This window comes from Exiguobacterium sp. s130, from assembly GCF_018619055.1.
Taxonomy (GTDB): Bacteria; Bacillota; Bacilli; order Exiguobacteriales; family Exiguobacteriaceae; genus Exiguobacterium_A.
In genome coordinates this window covers 336995-356641 of the sequence record NZ_JACSNI010000003.1, presented here as the reverse complement: position 1 = coordinate 356641, position 19647 = coordinate 336995, and the positions used below count along the sequence as shown (strand labels likewise).

18 protein-coding genes and 1 other annotated feature are annotated in these 19647 nt (G+C 47.7%); of the genes, 6 read left to right on the top strand and 12 right to left on the bottom strand.

What is annotated here, in order from left to right; genetic code table 11:
- Nucleotides 1-37 precede the first annotated feature (37 nt).
- Both HZS85_RS09450 and HZS85_RS09445 read right to left on the bottom strand, forming a co-directional pair.
- Nucleotides 38-898, bottom strand: a complete 861-nt coding sequence (locus tag HZS85_RS09450) for a DUF4003 family protein (RefSeq protein ID WP_214855338.1) — start codon at nucleotides 896-898, stop codon at nucleotides 38-40.
- Between the two features lie 124 nt (nucleotides 899-1022).
- A complete protein-coding gene (locus HZS85_RS09445) occupies nucleotides 1023-2735 on the bottom strand; it encodes an ABC transporter ATP-binding protein (RefSeq protein WP_214855335.1) in 1713 nt (570 codons plus the stop codon).
- Nucleotides 2736-2929: 194 nt separating this feature from the next.
- Here HZS85_RS09445 and HZS85_RS09440 point away from each other — a divergent pair, with 194 nt between their 5' ends.
- Together HZS85_RS09440 and HZS85_RS09435 are read left to right on the top strand one after the other, a co-directional pair.
- On the top strand, nucleotides 2930-4363 hold the full coding sequence (locus HZS85_RS09440) for a C40 family peptidase (protein WP_214855332.1): 1434 nt from the start codon (nucleotides 2930-2932) through the stop codon (nucleotides 4361-4363).
- Nucleotides 4364-4452: 89 nt separating this feature from the next.
- Nucleotides 4453-4632, top strand: a complete 180-nt coding sequence (locus tag HZS85_RS09435; RefSeq protein WP_174316089.1) for a hypothetical protein — start codon at nucleotides 4453-4455, stop codon at nucleotides 4630-4632.
- A gap of 29 nt (nucleotides 4633-4661) precedes the next feature.
- Here HZS85_RS09435 and HZS85_RS09430 read toward each other — a convergent pair whose 3' ends face one another.
- Nucleotides 4662-5852, bottom strand: coding sequence for a helix-turn-helix domain-containing protein (locus tag HZS85_RS09430; RefSeq protein ID WP_214855329.1), 1191 nt, complete (start codon nucleotides 5850-5852; stop codon nucleotides 4662-4664).
- A 120-nt stretch (nucleotides 5853-5972) separates the two neighbouring features.
- On the opposite strand from HZS85_RS09430, the gene HZS85_RS09425 reads away from it, so the two are divergent.
- Complete coding sequence (locus tag HZS85_RS09425) at nucleotides 5973-7241, top strand: MFS transporter (protein WP_251137915.1); 1269 nt, start codon at nucleotides 5973-5975, stop codon at nucleotides 7239-7241.
- Between the two features lie 19 nt (nucleotides 7242-7260).
- On the opposite strand, the gene HZS85_RS09420 is transcribed toward HZS85_RS09425, so the two are convergent.
- The gene (locus HZS85_RS09420) at nucleotides 7261-8271 is read right to left on the bottom strand and encodes an LLM class flavin-dependent oxidoreductase (RefSeq protein WP_035408770.1); all 1011 of its coding nucleotides are present in this window, start codon (nucleotides 8269-8271) and stop codon (nucleotides 7261-7263) included.
- 163 nt (nucleotides 8272-8434) lie between these two features.
- Here HZS85_RS09420 and HZS85_RS09415 point away from each other — a divergent pair, with 163 nt between their 5' ends.
- The 3 genes from HZS85_RS09415 to HZS85_RS09405 all read left to right on the top strand — a co-directional run bounded on the left by HZS85_RS09415 (nucleotide 8435) and on the right by HZS85_RS09405 (nucleotide 10299).
- Complete coding sequence (locus HZS85_RS09415) at nucleotides 8435-8920, top strand: pyridoxamine 5'-phosphate oxidase family protein (protein ID WP_214855324.1); 486 nt, start codon at nucleotides 8435-8437, stop codon at nucleotides 8918-8920.
- A gap of 117 nt (nucleotides 8921-9037) precedes the next feature.
- Nucleotides 9038-10006 (top strand): cation diffusion facilitator family transporter, encoded by a 969-nt coding sequence (locus HZS85_RS09410; protein ID WP_214855322.1) that lies wholly within the window; start codon nucleotides 9038-9040, stop codon nucleotides 10004-10006.
- Complete coding sequence (locus HZS85_RS09405; protein WP_214855320.1) at nucleotides 10003-10299, top strand: MGMT family protein; 297 nt, start codon at nucleotides 10003-10005, stop codon at nucleotides 10297-10299. The genes HZS85_RS09410 and HZS85_RS09405 overlap by 4 nt, the downstream gene beginning before the upstream one ends.
- A 63-nt stretch (nucleotides 10300-10362) precedes the next feature.
- On the opposite strand, the gene HZS85_RS09400 is transcribed toward HZS85_RS09405, so the two are convergent.
- The 8 genes from HZS85_RS09400 to HZS85_RS09365 form a co-directional block, all read right to left on the bottom strand.
- On the bottom strand, nucleotides 10363-10893 hold the full coding sequence (locus HZS85_RS09400) for a pyrophosphohydrolase domain-containing protein (RefSeq protein WP_214855318.1): 531 nt from the start codon (nucleotides 10891-10893) through the stop codon (nucleotides 10363-10365).
- A gap of 51 nt (nucleotides 10894-10944) precedes the next feature.
- Nucleotides 10945-12594, bottom strand: a complete 1650-nt coding sequence (locus HZS85_RS09395; RefSeq protein WP_214855316.1) for an aromatic amino acid hydroxylase — start codon at nucleotides 12592-12594, stop codon at nucleotides 10945-10947.
- A 60-nt stretch (nucleotides 12595-12654) separates the two neighbouring features.
- Nucleotides 12655-12859: a binding site (T-box leader), on the bottom strand.
- A 78-nt stretch (nucleotides 12860-12937) separates the two neighbouring features.
- The gene (locus HZS85_RS09390; RefSeq protein WP_035408788.1) at nucleotides 12938-14083 is read right to left on the bottom strand and encodes an FUSC family protein; all 1146 of its coding nucleotides are present in this window, start codon (nucleotides 14081-14083) and stop codon (nucleotides 12938-12940) included.
- Between the two features lie 105 nt (nucleotides 14084-14188).
- Nucleotides 14189-16123: a PTS fructose transporter subunit IIABC gene (locus HZS85_RS09385; protein ID WP_035408791.1), complete on the bottom strand. Its 1935-nt coding sequence runs from the start codon at nucleotides 16121-16123 to the stop codon at nucleotides 14189-14191.
- Between the two features lie 17 nt (nucleotides 16124-16140).
- On the bottom strand, nucleotides 16141-17061 hold the full coding sequence (gene pfkB, locus HZS85_RS09380) for a 1-phosphofructokinase (protein WP_195865443.1): 921 nt from the start codon (nucleotides 17059-17061) through the stop codon (nucleotides 16141-16143).
- Nucleotides 17058-17804, bottom strand: a complete 747-nt coding sequence (locus HZS85_RS09375; protein WP_214855314.1) for a DeoR/GlpR family DNA-binding transcription regulator — start codon at nucleotides 17802-17804, stop codon at nucleotides 17058-17060. Before HZS85_RS09375 ends, pfkB begins: the two co-directional genes overlap by 4 nt.
- 287 nt (nucleotides 17805-18091) lie before the next feature.
- Nucleotides 18092-18916, bottom strand: coding sequence for a fumarylacetoacetate hydrolase family protein (locus HZS85_RS09370; RefSeq protein ID WP_214855311.1), 825 nt, complete (start codon nucleotides 18914-18916; stop codon nucleotides 18092-18094).
- 241 nt (nucleotides 18917-19157) lie between these two features.
- A complete protein-coding gene (locus HZS85_RS09365; RefSeq protein ID WP_214855308.1) occupies nucleotides 19158-19610 on the bottom strand; it encodes a hypothetical protein in 453 nt (150 codons plus the stop codon).
- Nucleotides 19611-19647: the final 37 nt, after the last annotated feature.

Below are 19647 nucleotides of genomic sequence, written 5' to 3'. Positions count from 1 at the left end.
CATACCTCGTCCGTTTTGTCTATTTCAATGCTTCACGTCACGGTTTTTTCGTTAGTTCTAGTGCAGCCAGTAACAATAATGTAGCTTGCACCCGTGTCACTCCTGATTTAGCCAGTAACAGATGAAAGGCAATCAACCAGTTGACCTCGTCTGAAAATCGATTCCGTGCCCGCTCCCGGTCGACGATCCGGGTCACGTAAATCCAGTCGACACGTTCCATTGTAGGCAGTAACGCAAGAATCGGCATTAAACGATCCCAAATAATGATTTCTCTTCGCTCTAACAGTTCCCGCCAAGCAACGATTCGTTCTTGTTGCGCTGACGCATCCGGATGCGCTGCTAAGATCTGCGCCGTAATGACACGTTCACTCGTCCGTTCCATATATTGCGCAAGCCACTCTTCAAACGTATCAACGCGTTCTAAAAACGTATCTGGTAGTGGGTGCTGTTCAAGCAAGGTCGATGTCACGACGTATTGTTTCGCGGCATTTAGATGATGTCGTGTCGCATGCAAGCGCTCCATGTAAGGGAACGCATCAATCACTTGTCGCCGGTTCAGCACTTCGTTGAGTGCAAAAAATGGGCGGACTCCTTTATCACGAATCAAGCGATGTTTAATCTTCTTTTCCGCGACGATGATTTCTTCGATGAGAACATCGGGATCCGTGCTATTCAATTGAACATGGGCGACAAGTAACGGTGTATAGCGGCTCCGAAGTGCTGAAAAACGCGACGTCTTATGTTTGATCGTCCGCATCAGCCGTTCGTAGACATTCTGTTCAAAAACGGTATCATGAATCGTGTAGGACAGCGCAAAAAAACGATGGAAATCATGTGACGATTCCTCCCGTAAGACGGGATAACTCTCATCATAGTTCTCACAGAATTGACCGTACATCCTTCCACCTCGCCTTCTTTTCTATAAATCGTTTTCCCTAAAATTGGTTTGTACAACCTTATTTTTAGACGAACAAAAAAAGGCGACAGAACATGTCCGTCGCCTCTCATTCTTTCAATTTGATTCAAACTCGTTGTCTCTCTAACAGACGGGAGAAGTAACCACCTTGATCCATTAGTTCATCATGCGAGCCTTCTTCGACGATGCCGTCCTTCGTGACGACGAAAATCTTATCGGCATTTCGAATCGTTGCTAAACGGTGGGCGATAACGAGCGTCGTCCGGTTCTCAGACAGCTCGGCAAGCGATTCTTGAATCAGTGCTTCCGTTTCTGTATCAAGGGCAGACGTCGCTTCATCAAGAATCAGAATCGGCGGGTTCTTCAGGAACATCCGCGCGATGGCGAGTCGTTGCTTTTGTCCACCCGACAATTTGAGTCCCCGTTCGCCGATTTGTGTCGCATACCCATCAGGTAGATCCGCGATCATCGGACCGAGATGGGCACGTTCTGCCGCTTGCACGATGTCTTCGTGCGTCGCATTCAAATCACCGTAGGCGATGTTTTCAGCGATCGTCCCTGAGAACAAAAAGACATCTTGCTGGACGATCCCGATTTGTTGTCGCAGAGACTCCTTCGTCATCTGCCGGATATCGATTCCGTCAATCGTGATTGCGCCATCTAGAACATCGTAAAAACGTGGAATCAACGAACAGATCGTCGTCTTCCCTGCCCCGGACGTTCCGACGAATGCGACCGTCTGACCCGGTACGACCGTCAGATTGATGTGTTCTAAGATTAGACGATCCGCTTCATATCCGAATGCGACATCCTTGAACGTGATGCCACCGTTCAAGCGATCAACAACGAGCGCATCTGGCGCATCAGGTAAAGATGCATCTTCATCAATCATCGAAAGGAACCGCTTAAAGCCAGCCATCCCTTTCGGATACATCTCAAGCAATGCCGTAATCTTATCGATTGGCTTCAATAAGATATTCATGTAGAGAATGAAGCCGACGAGTTCTCCTGCCGTTAAGGCTTCGAGATGTGTCAAGTACGCACCGACGACTAAGACGGCAAGTGTCATCAAACGAGTCGTCAAGTAGATGCCGGACAGGCTCTTACTCATGACCTTGTAGGCATTGATCTTCGACTGACGGAACGTCGCGTTGTCTTTTTCAAAACGCTCGATTTCGTAAGCTTCGTTCGTGAACGACTGGACGACACGGACACCGGAAACACTGTCCTCGACGCGTGAATTGACTTCCGCGATATTACCGTACATCCGGTCCCATGATTTATTCATCCGGACGTTCGCATAGCTGATCAGCCAGATCAGGAATGGTACGGCGATGATCGTCACGAGGGCAAGCGGCACATTGATCGTCAACATGATCGAGAATGCACCAAGCAAGGTCATGACGGCAATGAACGCATCTTCCGGACCATGATGGGCTAGTTCCCCGATATCAAACAAATCATTCGTGATCCGGCTCATGATATGCCCCGTCTTCGTATTGTCAAAGAAACGAAACGACTGTTTCTGGACATGACTAAACAACTGACGACGCATATCGGTCTCGATGTTAATCCCGAGCTTATGTCCGAAATAGTTGACGACGAATTGCATCAGCGTACTGATGACGTAGAGCGCTAATAATCCGACGCTGACGAGGATGATCCAGTTCATCTCACCGTTTGGCAACAAGGAGTCGATGAACCACTGGACTGCGAGTGGAAAAGCAAGTTCTAACACCCCGACGAATAAGGCAGATATGAAATCGAGCCAGAATAAACGTTTATGTGGGATATAATATTGATAAAAACGGTGTAACATGTGTAGCCTCCTTCCGAGTACTTCTAGTGTACTTGAACTTTTTTGAAAATACTCCTTCTACCTGTTCATTTTTTGAAAAACGGTATTACAGTTTTCCAGACAAAAATTATATTTTTAATTCAGGGGAATCAGCACTTTTTATGACAAAATGGTAACAACGATTTTTACCTATCTCTTGGAAGGAGCTATGTCACGTGAAAAAGACCGTTCTCGCCCTCACGACGCTCGCTTTGGTCGGTACCACAATTCCGGTTTCAGCCGCGTCAACGACACTGACTTTGACGGATAACGTCAACATTCGCACGGCTGCCTCGACTTCCGCGAAGGTCATCACGACGCTAAAAAAAGGTACGAAGCTGACAGCTGTCAAGAAAGTCAACAGCTGGTATGAAATCCGCTATCAGTCGAAACCAGCTTTTATTACTTCAGCATACGTCAAAGCAACGACGGAAAAGGCTCCGACAACTACGACCTACATAACGAACACCGATGCCGTCAACATCCGGCAAAAAGCAACGACGAGTTCGAAATCACTCGGAAAACTGGCAAAGAATACTGTCTTGACTGTTCAGAAACAATCAGGTGATTGGTACCAAATCACATATAAGAAACAAACGGCCTATGTCCATGCGACGTTAGTCAGCAAAAAGACGTCGAACGTCACGACAAATTCAAAACCACCCGCAACGACTCCCGTCAAAAAAGTCGTTAAAGCGGTTGATCGATCAAAAGTCTACACGGTTAATGCGAAGGAAGGCTTGAACGCACGGACTGCTGCAGCGACGAACGCAAAAATCTACAAGACATTACCGCATCAGACGGTGCTCGATGTCACAGGTGCGGTTGATTCGTGGTACCAAGTCAAGCTTGACGGAAAAGAAGCATATGTCGCTTCGACCTATGTCAAAGCTTCAACAAAAGCATCACCACCAACAACACCGACGACTCCTGGAGTCTCTTTGACGCCAGTTGATGCCTCGAAGACGTATCGCGTCAATGCCCCAACCGGTCTGAATGTCCGTACGTTGCCTTCGACGTCGTCTAAAGTTTTCACACAAGTCGGACACGGTTCGACAGTCAATGTCACGGGTGAAACGACAGGTAAAGATAGCGGCTGGTACCAGATCAAGATCGGAACGGGTCTCTACTATGTCGCGAAGAGTTACATCACGACGGGATCCGTCACGACGACGCCTCCGGTCACTCCGACGACACCACCTGTGACGACCGTTCCCGGTTCGACATTGATGGAACGTGCCATTTCGATTGGGCAACAATATCTCGGAACACCATACGTTTGGGGATCTAGTAATCCAGTCAACGGTGGCTTCGACTGCTCTGGCTTCATCAACTACACGTTGAATGCCGCTGGCTATTCTGTCGGACGGACGAACGTCAACGGTTACTGGAATGATGACCGGTATCTTGGGGCGAAGCTCTCGAAACTGCGTCAACCGGCACGCGGCGATATCATCTTCTTCGAAAACACGTATGCCGCTGGTCCAACGCATATCGGCATCATGTTGAACAACGATCAGTTCATCCATGCGAACACACCATCACTCGGCATCAGTCGTCTTTCAGAACGGTACTGGACACAAAAACTGTTAGGCTTTAAATCACTTTAAGACATTTTTCATCCATCCCTTGGGGTGGATGTTTTTTTGTCTTACCGCTTCTCTTTTGGATATACTGGATATGGAAAGGATGTGTCCGCATGTCTTACAAAACACTTTATGTCCGACTTCTCTTTCTTGCCTTATTGATTTTTGGTGGCTCGATGCTCTTGCATTATATCCAGACGGGAGACGTCTATATCGGTCACTTGATCGTTTCCGTCGCCGCATGCGTCTTATTGATTTTCAGAAGAACGACATCCTCACACGAACAGGCATGAAGCGCACTCGCTTCATGCCTGTTTTTTCGTCATTGAACATTAATCAATGCTTGTATCTCTCGCTCAAGATCGCCTTTGAGTCGTTCGCTTTGAAGATCATCCTTCAATCGTAAAACATCCTCCAGTCGTTCCTGACCAATCCCTCGTTGCATCGCCAGTACGAGAGTCTGTAACATCATCGCTTGGTCGAATCCACTCGCAGCAAGCCAGGCATCTTGCATCTCCCATATCTTATCGACGCTCTGCTGAAGCGTCTGATTCGGTAATTCGATGCCGTTCACAAGGAGATGGACTTCGAGTTGTCCGATGTAATGCTTCGCGTCATCGATCGCCACAGTGACGAGTTTTTCCCACGCCATCTGCATGCCGTTCGTATCATTTTCGAAAATCGCGATGAGTCCTTTCGTCAAATCAACTTCGATCCGTCCAACGGCAGTCGTTTCACTAAAGGCAAAAAACTGCTCCAATCGATCAAACTCTTGCCGTGATTGTTCGATTTCCCCTTCTAGATATAAAAACAATCCGAGGAAACGTTGAAACGAAATGACATGATAATAGACATCTTGCTCCCGCATATACTGAACCCCTTCACGCAATAAGGCGATCGCTTCTGTATAGTGATCATCGAACAAACTTGCTCGGAGCGCACGCAAGATTTGGAAATTTAAATAGGTTTTTGGCGCCAGTGGAATCTCGCGTGGTACATCCATTGCTTCGATCAGCTCATACGCTTCCTTTGTTCGTTTGAGATTGAATAAAAAATAGACTGTCGAGATCTGAACGAGCAACTGCTCATCTTGACGACCGAGCTGTTGAAAAATCCGCTCTGCTTTCTCATAATATATCAAACCAAGCTCCGGGTCAGACGCTCGGAGGGCATCGCCGTATTTATGATAGACCTGCCCTTGCCAATAGGAAGTCGTTTCCGGAACCAAGTAAGGTTCTAGAAGTTCCTGAATTTTTTCGTCTGAAAAATATGGGGTATGCCGCGAACGGATTGTTTCGATGAGTTCCCGCATCTGAACATCTCGCGGATCGAGCATTAATTCTTCGACTGTCACCTGTAATCGCCTAGCAATCGCCTGTAAGGCGGGAACAGACGGTGTCGCTTTCCCGTTTTCGACCATACTGAGCATTGACTTCGTGATGATGCCGGTCGCAACGTCCGTTTGCGTCATTTTCTTCTGTTTTCGGATCTGTTTGATACGTTCCCCTGACACACTGGTCACTCCTTTTATCACAAAAGTTAAATTATATTGAACTTTATCTTTACATTTTTCTTCCACTCCTTTATTCTACACTAAAGTTCAATATAATTTAACTCTGAAGGAGTGAACATGATGTCATTTAATTTAAAACGTGTCTTATTCGGAAAGTTTTGTTCGTTGTTCGCAGCTAGTCTATTCACGTTCGTCGCTGGACTGACCGTCTTACGGGAAACGTCATCTGGTCTTCAGTTCGCGCTCGTCCTGCTTGCAGGATCGGTGCCACGGATTTTGCTCTCACCGGTTGCTGGTGTCCTTGCTGATCGTTGGAACCGGAAACGAATCATCGTCATGACCGAAAGCTTAAGTGCACTCGTCTTGTTTGGACTTTTGCTCTATTCGTTACAAGCTCCGTTACATACTATTCATTACATCGTCGCGAGTGTGCTCTTGACGAGCCTGTCGACGTTCCTGTCCGTTACCTTATCAAGCTCGTTACCGCGACTCGTAGCAGAAGAGGAGTTACAACGCGGGAACGCGCTTTTCTCGACGATTCAATCGACCTCAACGATCACTGCACCACTCGTTGCGGGATTGCTTATCGCCACAGTCTCCATCACGCAATTCTTGATCTTACCGTTTCTCCTGTTTGCTTCTGCTGCCTGGTGGAACAGCCGTCTCCGCTTTCTTGCAGTGGATACCTCTCCTCTGGCTACTACTAATACTCCGTCTTTCGTCTCGGAGTTTAAAGAAGGCTACCGCTATCTGTTCCGTCAACCGGTATTGACGACACTCGTCCTGATGGCGATCGTCCTGAACTTCTTTTTTGTCGCTTTCGAAATCTTGTTACCAATCGTTTTGCTCGATCGACTGCAATTCACGCCATTTCGGTTTGGATTAGTCGAGTCCGCACTGGGTGCTGGTCTTCTTGTCGCTTCGTTGCTTCTTGCCTTACCTCGCTTTACCGTGAAACGTCCGTTACGGACGATATTCGAGTCGCTCTTTTTAATCGCCTCTTGTTATGCGCTTCCTGCACTTGCCCTACTCGGCTATGTTCCATCTGCTCTACTATTACCTTTTTTCATGATTCTATTGTTCATCGACGGCATGCTCGTCTTACGGATGAACATCCCACTACAGCTCATCGTTCAAAAACAGACCGATCCGGCTTACCTCGGACGTGTCATCGGTGTCCTGGAATCGGTCGCCATGGCGATGATGCCGATTGGTACCCTATTATTTGGTTTACTGAGTGATCATGTGTCTATCATCGTGCTACTTGCAGTCGGTACAGTCGGCTTGTTCGGTGCAGCGTTATTCGGATTCTTCCGATTGCGTAAAGACATCGTATCCGAACGCATTCCAGTAGTAGACGCAAAAAACACGTCCTCCCTCACTTCGTGAGAAAGGACGTGCGTATAAATCAGACTGTCGCTTTGACAGCGTCCATGATTAATTTTAATGATTGTTGTTTTGCTTGTTTGTCTGCGATCATCGAAGCAATCATCACTTCGTCCGTTCCATATGAATCGGCAAGCTCTTGTAATTGTTTCGCAACGGATTCCGGGTTACCGACGATCATCCGTTTCCGATTTTCAGCAATCCGGAACTGATCTTGGAACGTATACGGATACGCTGCTGCTTCTTCCGGTGTCGGCGTTCCTGTTGACGAGACCCCTTTTTCGAGTAAGAGCAGAGATAAATCAAGGCTTGACGCCAAACGTTCTGCTTCTTCCGTCGTTTCGGCACATGTCACGAAGATCGAAACGAGTGTTTGTGGTGTCTCATTAAACGACGTCGCCATGAAATTATGACGATAGTAATCCATTACTTCCTGACCACCCTGTCCATTGATGAAGTGAGCAAAGGCAAATCCGAATCCGCGTTGTGCGGCGTTCAAGGCACTACCACCACTTGATCCGAGCAACCAGCCTTCTGGTGTCGTATCGACTTCTGGTGTTGCGACGAGTCCCGCGAACCGATGTCCGGCAGGTGCCCCGTCTTTCAAGTAATCGACGAGATCATCGAGTTGTTCGCCGTAATCGGCTCCACCAAAACGTGGCGACGATCCTTCTTGCAACGCACGTGTCGCAAGCGGCATACCGCCCGGTGCCCGACCGAGTCCAAGGTCGATCCGGTTTGGTGCAAGCCCTTCAAGGACACGGAAGTTCTCCGCAACTTTGTAGGCACTGTAATGCGGCAACATGACGCCGCCTGAACCGAGGCGAATCTGTTTTGTCACGGCTGCCATATACGCGATCAAGACTTCCGGACTTGAACCGGCTAGTGTTTTTGCGAAGTGGTGCTCGGATACCCACAGGCGATGATAACCGAGTTCGTCCGCGATTTTCGCGAGCTCGACCGTTTCGTGTAAGGCATCAGATGGGGATTGTCCTTTAGAGACCGGGGATTGGTCTAAAATACTAAGTTTCATGTATGTCTCTCCTTTTTCTTTCGAATGCGTACCTACACTGTACGCCTCCTCGTTGTAGCGTGCAATGAAACTGCTTCTTTCCGTCATGGGGACGTTTTCATTTTGAAATTCAGGGAACAATCCTTACGTGAGCATAAAAATCTAACGAATGAGGTGGAGCTACATGTCAACGCATACTACGAATCAAGAAGCAGTCGAAACGATCAAGAAACTGATCGATAAAATCGAGACAGCGATGCTGACGACGATTGCAGCAGAAGGACTCGTATCGCGTCCGATGCAGACACAGGATATCGAATTTGATGGCGACCTCTGGTTCCTCACTTCAAAAGAAACGGACAAGTATCAAGAATTACTTAAGAATCCGAGTGTTAACGTCGCGTACGTCGACAAATCATACGTCTCGATCCGTGGGACAGCAGAACTCGTCGAAGACATCGAACGAAAAAAAGAGCTCTGGAGCCCACGTTACGAAGCATATCTTGGAACGACATACGAAGATCCGAAAGTCGTCTTGATCAAGGTCAACACGGAAGCTGCTGAGTACTGGGAAACAGGAAACACGACAAAGTCCGTCAAACAAGTCTTGAAGAAAGTCGTCGGCAAAGACGATGAGAACGAAATCAATAAAACAGTCGACTTATCTTGACGAGTTAAACCCGCGCAGCTTGCGTGGGTTTTTTCATGTGAAGATAGTCGTTTTTCTCAAAATGATGTAACATAATAAAATGAACTAATACGTAACTTAACTAAAAGGAGTACAATCATGGGAGAATTTTTTACGTTATTACGCCGGGGTAACCGGTCTGCGCTGACGGCAGGCATCGTCAACTCTATCATCGCCATCATCAAGGCAATTGCCTACGTCCTGACGGGAAATGTCGCGATGTTCGCCGAAATGATGCATACGCTCGGGGATGCTGCCAATCAATTTTTCGTCTTCATCGGTTCTGCCCTCAGTAAAAAAGCACCAACGAAACGGTTCCCGAATGGCTTTGGTCGTCTCGTCAATCTCGTCTTGTTAGGCGCCATCCTCTTTGTCGGCATCATGGCCTACGAAACGATTCATGAAGGGATTGCCCACATCATCGAACCGACAGAATCGACAGGCTTCTGGATCACGTTATCCGTTTTATTCGCAGGGGTCGTCTTAGAAAGTGGTGTGTTCTTTAAAGCGATGCAGGAAATCGCGCATGATGCGAAACTGGACTCAAAAGGACCACGCTTGATTCTTGACAGCTTCCGGTCACTCAAACAAGCAAAACCAGCGACACGCCTTGTGTTCCTTGAAGACTTAGTCGCAACGGCTGGCGGGATCGTCGCGATGATCGCCGTCATCATCTCGCATGTGACACCGTTTCATCAGGCAGAAGGAATTGCTTCGATCCTGATCGGGCTGATGATGTTTTACGTCGTCGGAAACGTCTTCCTGCAAAACGCAGCTGGTGCACTTGGTGAAGCCGATGAGACGATGGCAGCACGTCTCGGCGGACTGATCATGAAAGACCCAGACGTCAAGGACATTAGTAAACTGGAAGTTATTAAGGAAGGCGATCATTTCCACGTCGAAGTTGAAATCGAAGTTGATCCAACGTTGACGATCGCTCAAGCAGACGACATCAAGGACCGCCTTGAACTTCAGATTCGACTACAACAAGGCATCATTGATGTGACGATCGGCTTTGACGAAGACGATAAGATTCAACAGTATGTCATCGCTTCTGACGAGTCATGACTCCGTTTACGCAAGATGTTCTGACGATCATTCGCTCGATTCCTGCTGGTCAGGTCATGACGTACGGGCAAGTCGCCCGACTCGCTGGTCATCCGCGTAGCGCACGACAAGTGGCGCGGATTCTTCACAGCATGAGTAAGACGGAACGTCTACCGTGGCACCGCGTGCTTGCTGCTGGTGGAAAACTATCACTTGAAGGCGATGAACAGCGACTTGCGCTTGAAGCAGAAGGTGTCGAGTTCCTCACCGCCCGTCAACTTGATTTATCGCGTTATCAAGTAAGAAGCGAATAGATACAACAAGAGAGGGATGACCGGTTCGCAGACCAGTCATCCCTCTCTTTTTATCGTAATGAATCAAGCTTTTGACGTACTCGAAGCCGCAGCAATTTGTCGACGTACTTCTGCTTCAAGCTGTGGTTCCGGTGGTTGCCAGCCTTCTGGTTTCATGACCTTTTGGTCAGATTCTCGGAAGATTGGTTTTCCGTCCGGTCCAAGCTTCGCCATGTTGGCACGTTGAACGATCTCGAACAATGGAGCCGGATCAAGCCCGATCTCAACAAAGCTTCCCATGATGAAGTAGAGCGCGTCCGTCAAGGCATCCCCTTGTCCAACGAGTCGTTCGACATCTGTTTCAGGTTGTTTCATCTGGAGCGATTTTTCGACCGCTGTATCAAGCCCTGACTTGAAACGTTCGATTGCCTCGAGGAACTCTGCTTCACTCGTCGCCGTTTGATGCAAGAACTCAACGACCGCTTCTTCCGCCGTCCAGGTCGAGCGTTTAATCCCACGATCAACCGTCATTGGTGTTGGCGTCGTTGCACCAGGGTGTGAAAACACACGGTGGAATTCCTTTACGTCTTGATAATAGTTTGTCATACCGATCATCCCCTTTTACCGAATGTCTCCATTCTAACAGGTTCAGAACCGGAGTTCGACTCATTGATGAACGACGTCGAGTAATGCCATCCCGCGCGTGATTAATTCATCTCGCTGTTCGGACGTTGCTTTTAAGCGTTCGAGATCAGCGACAAGACGTGGTTGGTCGACTTCATCCGCCAACTCAAGTAATTCGAGGCGGAGTAACCAAGCGTCCGGTAACTGGACGAGTGTCTGGTCGATCAGTTGCGGCAACCGTTCCCGACCAGCACGTCCTTCGCGAATCTCACGAATAACTTCGAAGATTGGATCAGCCGCTGTCAACGGACGCTCGATTCGTTCGAACTCGATCGTTTCTGGAATCGGCTTCAGTGCTTCAACTTCCGTTCCCGGGAATGCTGACGTGATGTCACCGACGATCAATTCCATCCGGTCCATCGTCATCGTTTTCCCGTCGTTCGAGAGCGTTGCTGCTTCTAAAACGACGAGTGCCCGGTGACCATTGACGTTTTGAATTGCTGAGATGTCACCTGTGACATGAACATTTCCTTCCGCCCAGTCGAGACGTTCACCGACTTTGACTTGCATCAATACTTCGTTCAATTCCTTGCCGTGAAGGAGTGTAAAACCTTCCGGATGATCTGCAAGTCCTTGACCTGTCAACACTTCATCGTTTGCAGCCAACGCTGTCGGTCCAGTCAGTTTGACGATATGCAGCGAATCGTGAATCTCTTGCGTTTCAGGAACACCGACGAGTGAGAGACCGCTGTCGAAGACGAGCGTTGACAGATTGCCCGATTCAACGGCTTTCGTTAGTCCGTGGATGCCACCGCGAATGTAGGACATCGATTGAGCGAATTCTTCGAGTGCGTCGCGGAGTTGTTCAAACGATTCACAGACGAAGAGTTCTTTTTGCATGCTCGTCACGTCATGTTTCGTCGCAAGTGCTTTCTCAAGCGAGAATGGATGTTTAACGACCGCGTCCGTCAAACAATGGCGACTTTCACCGACTGATGATAGAAGACCTGCCCCGTAGATTTGCGGGTTGTCGATATCACCAATCAGACCGAATTCAACCGTCCACCAGAACAGACGTGAGATTTCGTTCGCTTCCGAAATCCCTTTGACGTGTGTCCGTGTCTCCGCAAGCTCAATTTCAGCTTGCTCGATATCGGCTGGCGTCGAGAATGGACTCTCTTTAACGATCGTCAATTTCTTGAGTGCCTTGAACACGTCATGCTCGGCTTTATGGTTAAAGGCATGTGCCCCTATCTCACCGAAGCGACGAACGAATTCCGCGTAGACAGGATTCATCAAGATCGGTGCATGCCCCGCTGCTTCGTGCAGAATATCCGGTGCTGGAGTGTAGAGAATGTTATCGACCTTCCGGATGTCGGTCGCAATCGGTAATAAACCATGTCCTTGGAAATCGAAGAAGGCGACGCCAGGAATGAGACCATCGACAGCGACTGTTCCCCAGCCTCCACGGCTTAGGTTCGCTGTCATCTCACGTACATCTGGAATCCGTTCCGGGCTGATGCCCGATGCAGCAAGCCCTTCGAGGTATGCTGGATGTGCTGTATCTTGTAACGTATTTAAATTCAGTCGCATGACGTATCTCCAAACGGCATGATCCGTTGGCGTGTAGTCTTCGTAGTGCTGTGGTGCGACATGTGGACGTAAGTGACTTGGAATGATTGGTGTAGACATATGAGTTCCCCCTTGAATGAATGTAAGATAACAAAAAAGCCCCTGCCGAACGTATCGTTCGACAGGGGCGACGAAAGCCGCGGTACCACCCTGATTACCCAGTCATCGACTGAGTCACTCATGATTGGGATAACGGTTTGCTCCGCTCGCTTACGCAAGAAGCTCAGAAACTGTAATTCAACACCATCTGTGTACACGTTCGCAGCGCCACGTGCTCTCTGAAACAGGGAGATGGTCTTTACTTCGGTTTCATCATCGCTTAATCTTTCGTTCTGTTATGCTGTTATGCTGTTATACTGTTATGCTTTTAGCAAGTAAAGTATCGTTAAGGAGGACTATACGCTTACTTTTTACTTTCGTCAATGGCTTTTTTACGTTTGAATCGATTAAATGTTTTATCACGGACTGATTTTTGTTCGATCGTCAGTGATGTGATATGGCGACGAAGCCCACCATTGAGCCGTTTTTCAAAGGATTCGAGTTCTTGTATCCACTCGTTCATCGAGACGACGATCGGTAAAATTTCCATGATGACTTCTTCCTCGAGTTCATCACGATCGAGAAAAGAGTGCTTGACGAAGGCAATGTTCTCTTTGACGAGATCCTCCATCGCGAGCGGTTCTTCCGTCAACAGGAGATCGTATGTCAGCAAGACTTTCTCTTGTCGCTGGGCGATATGCATCAAGTGATAGAACAGTTCACTTCGAAGATCGTCTGCAATCGAATCAAGTGCCTTCTCTCGTTCTCTAAAGCGCTCTGCCGTCGCGACGCCACGTTCGAGGCACGATTGCATATGTTTGAGGATCAGCAGGTTCCGTAGAAGCGAGGCATGCTTCTGACGCGTTCCTCTAATTTCTTCCTTGTGTAGGTTGAACAGGTTTTGTGTCTCAAGGAGCGAACGCCCCATCTTATCGATTGCTGCCCGATATGGGGTGACCTTGCCTTCAAAGGCAATTGCTCGCGTGACGACGAGTAGTTTCTCAAAGAGTTTCGTCGCTTTCTGGTAATAGACATTGCCGTAACGTGGCGGGAAAATCAACGCATTGATGCCGAGTGCACAACCAATCCCGAGCATGACGAGCAAGTAGCGGATCAAAACGACTTGCCAAAGTGGTTCGGTCGCAGTCGCGACACTTTCGAGAATGACGATGATCATCAAGACGACGTGTGGAATCGTCCGCCCGAAACCAAAAGCTAGCAAGATCGAAATTGCTGCCATGATGACGATCCCGATCGCAAGCGGATTCGCCGGGTTATCGCCTAAAATCCAAAGTGCGAGTAACGTCAAAAAGGCACCAATCAAGTTGGCCTCTGCTTCCTCGAGAAATTGTTTCCATGTCTGATAGACCGAAGGCAGGAGTGTCGTCGCTGCCGAGATCGCAGGCAGGATTGGGCTGAGGTTGAACAGATTACTGATCAACAGCGCCAAGATGACCGCGAGACCTGTCTTTATGGTCCGTGGTCCGATTTGTAAGGATTGTCCACCCATGTCCATCCCTCCTTCTTATTCAGTATGCCCTCTATTCTTCACCGTTAGCCGTCAAAATTCAACAAAAAATCCCCTCCGCTTAAAAACGGAGAGGATTTAGTTGAATTATGATGCTTTCGTACCTGTTCCTTCTGTCATTTCCGCTTTCGCGACCGATTGGTCAACAAGCGGTTTTTTGAGGAAGGATAGGATTGCCGCACCGACGAGTGAACCGATGAGGATCGCACCCGCGTAACCGACGATTGCCATGACCGTACCTGATGGACCATCAAGTAACGGGAAGACGAAGATACCGCCGTGTGGTGCAGGGAGCAAGACGCCGAAGACGATCGTCAACGCACCAGCAATCGCTGAACCGATGACGCTTGACGGAATGACGCGCAGTGGATCGGCTGCAGCGAATGGAATCGCACCTTCTGTGACGAACGATGCGCCCATTGCGTAAGCAGCAATTCCTGCTTCACGTTCTTGCGGCGTGAATTTCTTACGTGCGAACAATGTGGATGAGAAGGCAACGATGAGTGGTGGAACCATACCACCTGCCATGACAGCTGCCATGACTTCCGTGTTACCTGCTGTAAGAGCAGCTGTACCGAAAACGTATGCTGTTTTGTTGATTGGACCACCCATGTCGATTGCCATCATCGCTGCGACGAGCATACCGAGGAGGATTGCGTTTCCACCACTGAGTCCGTTCAATGAATCTGTGAGCCATGTCATGAACTTCGCAATCGGCTCATTGATGACGAGCAACATGATCATTCCTGTGATGAATGAACCAAACAGAGGATAGAGCAAGACTGGTTTGATTCCTTCAAGTGCTGCTGGAAGACCTTTGAATACTTTAACAAGCAAGAGTACGACGTACCCGGCAAGGAAACCGGCAATCAATCCGCCGAGGAAACCAGCGTTACCGTTGCTTGCAAGGAAACCAGCGATTAGACCAGGAGCAAGACCTGGTTTATCAGCGATCGACATCGCGATAAATCCAGCGAGGATCGGAATCAAGAGACCGAACGCGGCTTTCCCGATCGTCATCAATTGCGCAGCGAACTCATTGTACGATGGATCTTTTGGGTTAGCAGAGTTGATACCCCAGAAGAAGCTGATTGCGATCAAGAGACCACCTGCAACGACGAGTGGTAACATCGCGGATACCCCACTCATCAAATGTTTGTAGAATCCGCCACGAGCTGGTTTTGAGCTTTCGCTTGAACCGCTTGCTTTGTAGACAGGTGCATCCTGTTTGACGGCACGGTTGATCAATTCTTGTGGTTTCCGAATTCCTTGTGCAACTGGTACTTCAACGACGTGTTTACCGTTAAAACGATCCATCTCAACTGCTTTATCCGCTGCGACGATGATGGCTGTCGCATCGTTGATATCTTGTTGTGTCAAACCGTTCTTGACGCCTGTCGATCCGTTCGTCTCGACTTTGATACGGACACCCATCTCTTCCGCTTTTTGACGAAGGGCATCAGCTGCCATATACGTGTGTGCGATTCCTGTCGGACAAGCTGTGACGGCAAGGATATATGGTGCGTCTTGATCGACGTTGTCGCTTGAGACGTCAACTGGACCTTCTTCTTCGCGTTCCTTCGCTTCGATTGCTGCGATGACTTCGTCTTTCGTTTTAGCCGCAAGGATCGTATCGCGGAAGTTCATATCCATTAAATAAACGGATAGTTTCGAAAGTGTTTCAAGGTGTGCATTATCTGCGTTCTCACCCGCCGCAATCATGAAGAACAACCGACTTGGTTGACCGTCGAGTGCTTCGTAGTCAACGCCTGCCGAACGCCCGAAAGCGATTGCTGGTGTTTTGACCGCTGCTGTTTTTGCGTGTGGGATGGCAATACCTTCTCCTAAACCTGTCGTACTTTGCGCTTCCCGTGCGAGAATTGCTTCTTTATATGCCGAGCGATCGTTTAGTTTTCCTGCCCGATCGAGGACGTTGACGAGTTCATCGATGACAGCGGCTTTAGATGACGCTTGTAAATCAAGTTGAATCGTATCACGTGTCAAGAGATCAGTAATTTTCATGAGTAGTCACACTCCTTTTAGGATTGAATGAGTTCAACGACGTTGACGTCTTTGATGAGACGATCGATATCTTCTTTCGTACAAAGACCGAAGGAATAAGCAGACGCGCTGCCAGTCGTTACCGCATAGCGGAACGCTTCTTCTGGTGATTTGCCGAGCGCGTGGCTGGCGACGAATCCAGCGACGAGTGAATCTCCGGCACCGACGGAATTGACGAGCTTTCCTGCCGGTGTGTTTGCCGTGTAGGCACCTTGACGATTGACGAGCAGTGCTCCATCTCCTGCAAATGAGATGACGACATTCTCGGCACCACGCTCGACGAGCTGTTGCGCGTATGGAACGGCCATCTCCTTCGACGTAATCTCGACGTCGAAAATTTCACCGAGTTCATGGTGATTCGGCTTGATTAAAAATGGACCGAGCGGTAAGACTTCAAGCATCGCTTCCTTCGTCGTATCGACGGCGAAGCGGACGTTCCGTTCATTCAAGATCGTCGCGATATGACGATAGAGATCATGCGGTAGACTGCTTGGGATACTACCTGCGAAGACGACGATGTCACCGGCTTGCATCGTCTTGAATCGGGATAATAAATGCTCCAGCTCTTCCGGTTGAATCTTCGGTCCCGCTGCATTCAGCTCAGATTCTTGATCGGCACGAATCTTTACGTTGATCCGCGTCTCATCTTGAATCGGTGTGAAGTCCGTTAACACGCCTCGTTTCTCGAGTTCCGTCCGGATGAATTGTCCGGTACTTCCTCCAAGGAATCCGAGTGCTTGTGTTTCTACCTCATAGTTTTTTAGGACGAGAGAGACGTTGATTCCTTTCCCTCCGGCCACTTTTTCCGCCTGTTCGACACGATTGACTTGTCCTGCCTCAAATACCGGTAACGTGACATAATAGTCGATTGATGGGTTGAGTGTCAGTGTATAAATCATTTCGCGTTCACCACCTCTGTGTATTGACTGTATTTCGCTGCTTGCTCACTGGATGTCGTCGTGATGATCGTCGCCGCTTGCAAGGACGCCACCCGACTGAAGCTGATCGCATCCAGCTTCGTCTCATCGACGAGTACATACGATTGTTTTGCTAATTCGATCGCTGTCTTCTTTACGAGTGCCTCTTCCGGATCTGGTGTCGTGAAGCCTTGTGCCGGATGAACACCGTTCATCCCAAGGAACGCGACATCAAAATGGTAAATCAACATTCCTTCACGTGCGTTGTAACCGACGAGTGCCTGCGTTGAATGCTTGAGTTGCCCTCCGACGACGAACGTCGGGATACGGTGATAGAGTAACGTGTTCGCTAGAGGAAGACTGTTCGTTACGACCGTAATCGCCTTCTCTTCGAGATACGGAACGATGGCAAGCGTCGTTGTTCCGGCATCGAGATAGACATACATACCGTCTTCAATCAGGTCGGCAGCCGCTCGCGCGATCCGTTCCTTCTCTTCGACATGCTGGTCACTCTTCTCGAAGTAACTCAGTTCTTCAATTTGCAAATGGTTTGCTGTTGCTCCCCCGTGTACTCGACGCAGGTGACCTGCTGTCTCGAGTTGTGATAAATCCCGACGAATCGTGGATTCACTCGCACCGGTTTGTTCGACGATCTTTTGCATCTTGACGATTTCTTCTCGGGCTAAAAGCTCAAGGATGAGTTGATGGCGTTTTTTGGTTAACATAAGGTTTCCCTCCGCATCTTTAATATAAAGCGTTTACATATAAAAATCAATCAAAAACGGTCAAAATTTATATAAATTCTTTATAAAACGTTCAAAATACGACTTTTTTCGACATGAAATCGTTCTTATAGTTTCATTATACATCAAAAACGGTCATTTTATGACTGTTTTATTGTTTGAAATCAATCATTTTTTAAATTTTTGACGATTTTTACAAAATAAAAAACCACTTTCCAAAGTAATTTGGAAAGCGGTGAATGCAATTCAATCAATTCGGTCATCTTCGTTCACTGGACTTCATTTTGCAAACGACCGATTCCTTCAATCGATACTTCGACGACATCCCCTGTCTGAAGGTAGACCGGTGGTTTCATACCATGTCCGACACCAGCTGGAGTTCCTGTCGCGATGACATCTCCGGCTTCAAGCGTCATCCCACGTGACACTTCCACTAAAATCGTTACGACGTCACGCAACATTAAGGCGGTTGATCCTGACTGTCGGAGTTGCCCGTTCACACGTGTCTCGACGAGGACGTCACTTGGATCAAAGCTATCCGCTGAGACGATGACCGGTCCAAACGGACAGAACCCATCGAGTGATTTACCACGGAAGAACTGGACGTGTTCTTTTTGTAAATCCCGTGCCGTCACGTCATTGACAATACTGTAGCCAAACACATGAGCAAGCGCATTTCCTGGTGTCAGATCACGCCCCGTCTTGCCGATGATGATGGCGAGTTCTCCTTCATAATCCAGTTGCTTCGTCAAATCCGCATGCCGTTCGATTGGTTCGAACGGACCAACGATCGATGTCGGTGCTTTCGTGAACAAGACGAATTTCCCTGCTCCCGCCGTATCCATCTCCTTGATGTGATCGGCGTAGTTCTTGCCGACACATATGACGTTTCGTGCCGGTACATAAGGTGTGAGCTGTCGTACATCCCCTTTAAGTAGTGGCGCGATATCTAAATCAAGGTCAACTTCGAACTCACGTGAAATCACTTCAAACAATGAATTCGTATAGACTTGTGCCGTCACATTATATGTAGAGCCATCCCGTTCAACCCCGATACCTACTTTTCCTTCTTGCTCAAATCGAAACCATTTCATTCTAATTGCCCCCTTTGTTTTTAGTATAGCGAAACTGAAAACACGTCGCACTTATCCTCTCCAGCACATGTTCAATCCTCAAATCGTTTTACTATTATTTTTAGTGATAAAACATAATTCATACATGGTATTCAGTCATTCTTTGACTTTTAGTTCGTTTCAACAGTTGAAGATCATATAGATATCTTATAAATCATATCGGACGAGTAGTAGGTTTGAATGTTAAAACATCACACATCATTTATTCTTGTGATAAGAAGTTAAATTTTTCTATAGGAATATGATGAATATTTATAGGACACTTGTACTTTTCTAATACATTTTGGAGTAAAGGAAAAATTTCATCCAAATTATTTTTATGTTTGAAATTACCAATAACTTCAATATCCAAATTCCATCGACACTCTTCTTTATCCTCTAAAAAACCACCTGCCACGGTACATAATTCATCATATGTTTCTTGAGTAACTTTCTCAGGTGAAATAATGATTGCTTTTATAAAATTATCATATCCAAAGTCGTCTTCCGAGATTCCATCAATATTTTTTAAATAAGGAAAATCGTCAATTGTGCTAGGACGTTGATAATCAATCAGTATCATGCAATAAATAGGTGGTGTTAAATAACCAGTTCTCAAAAAATATGCTTCGACCGACCTTAAATTGATTATTCTATTCAGGTGGTAATTTTTCATTTAGTGAACCTCGTTTATTTATTAGAGTGAGTTGAAT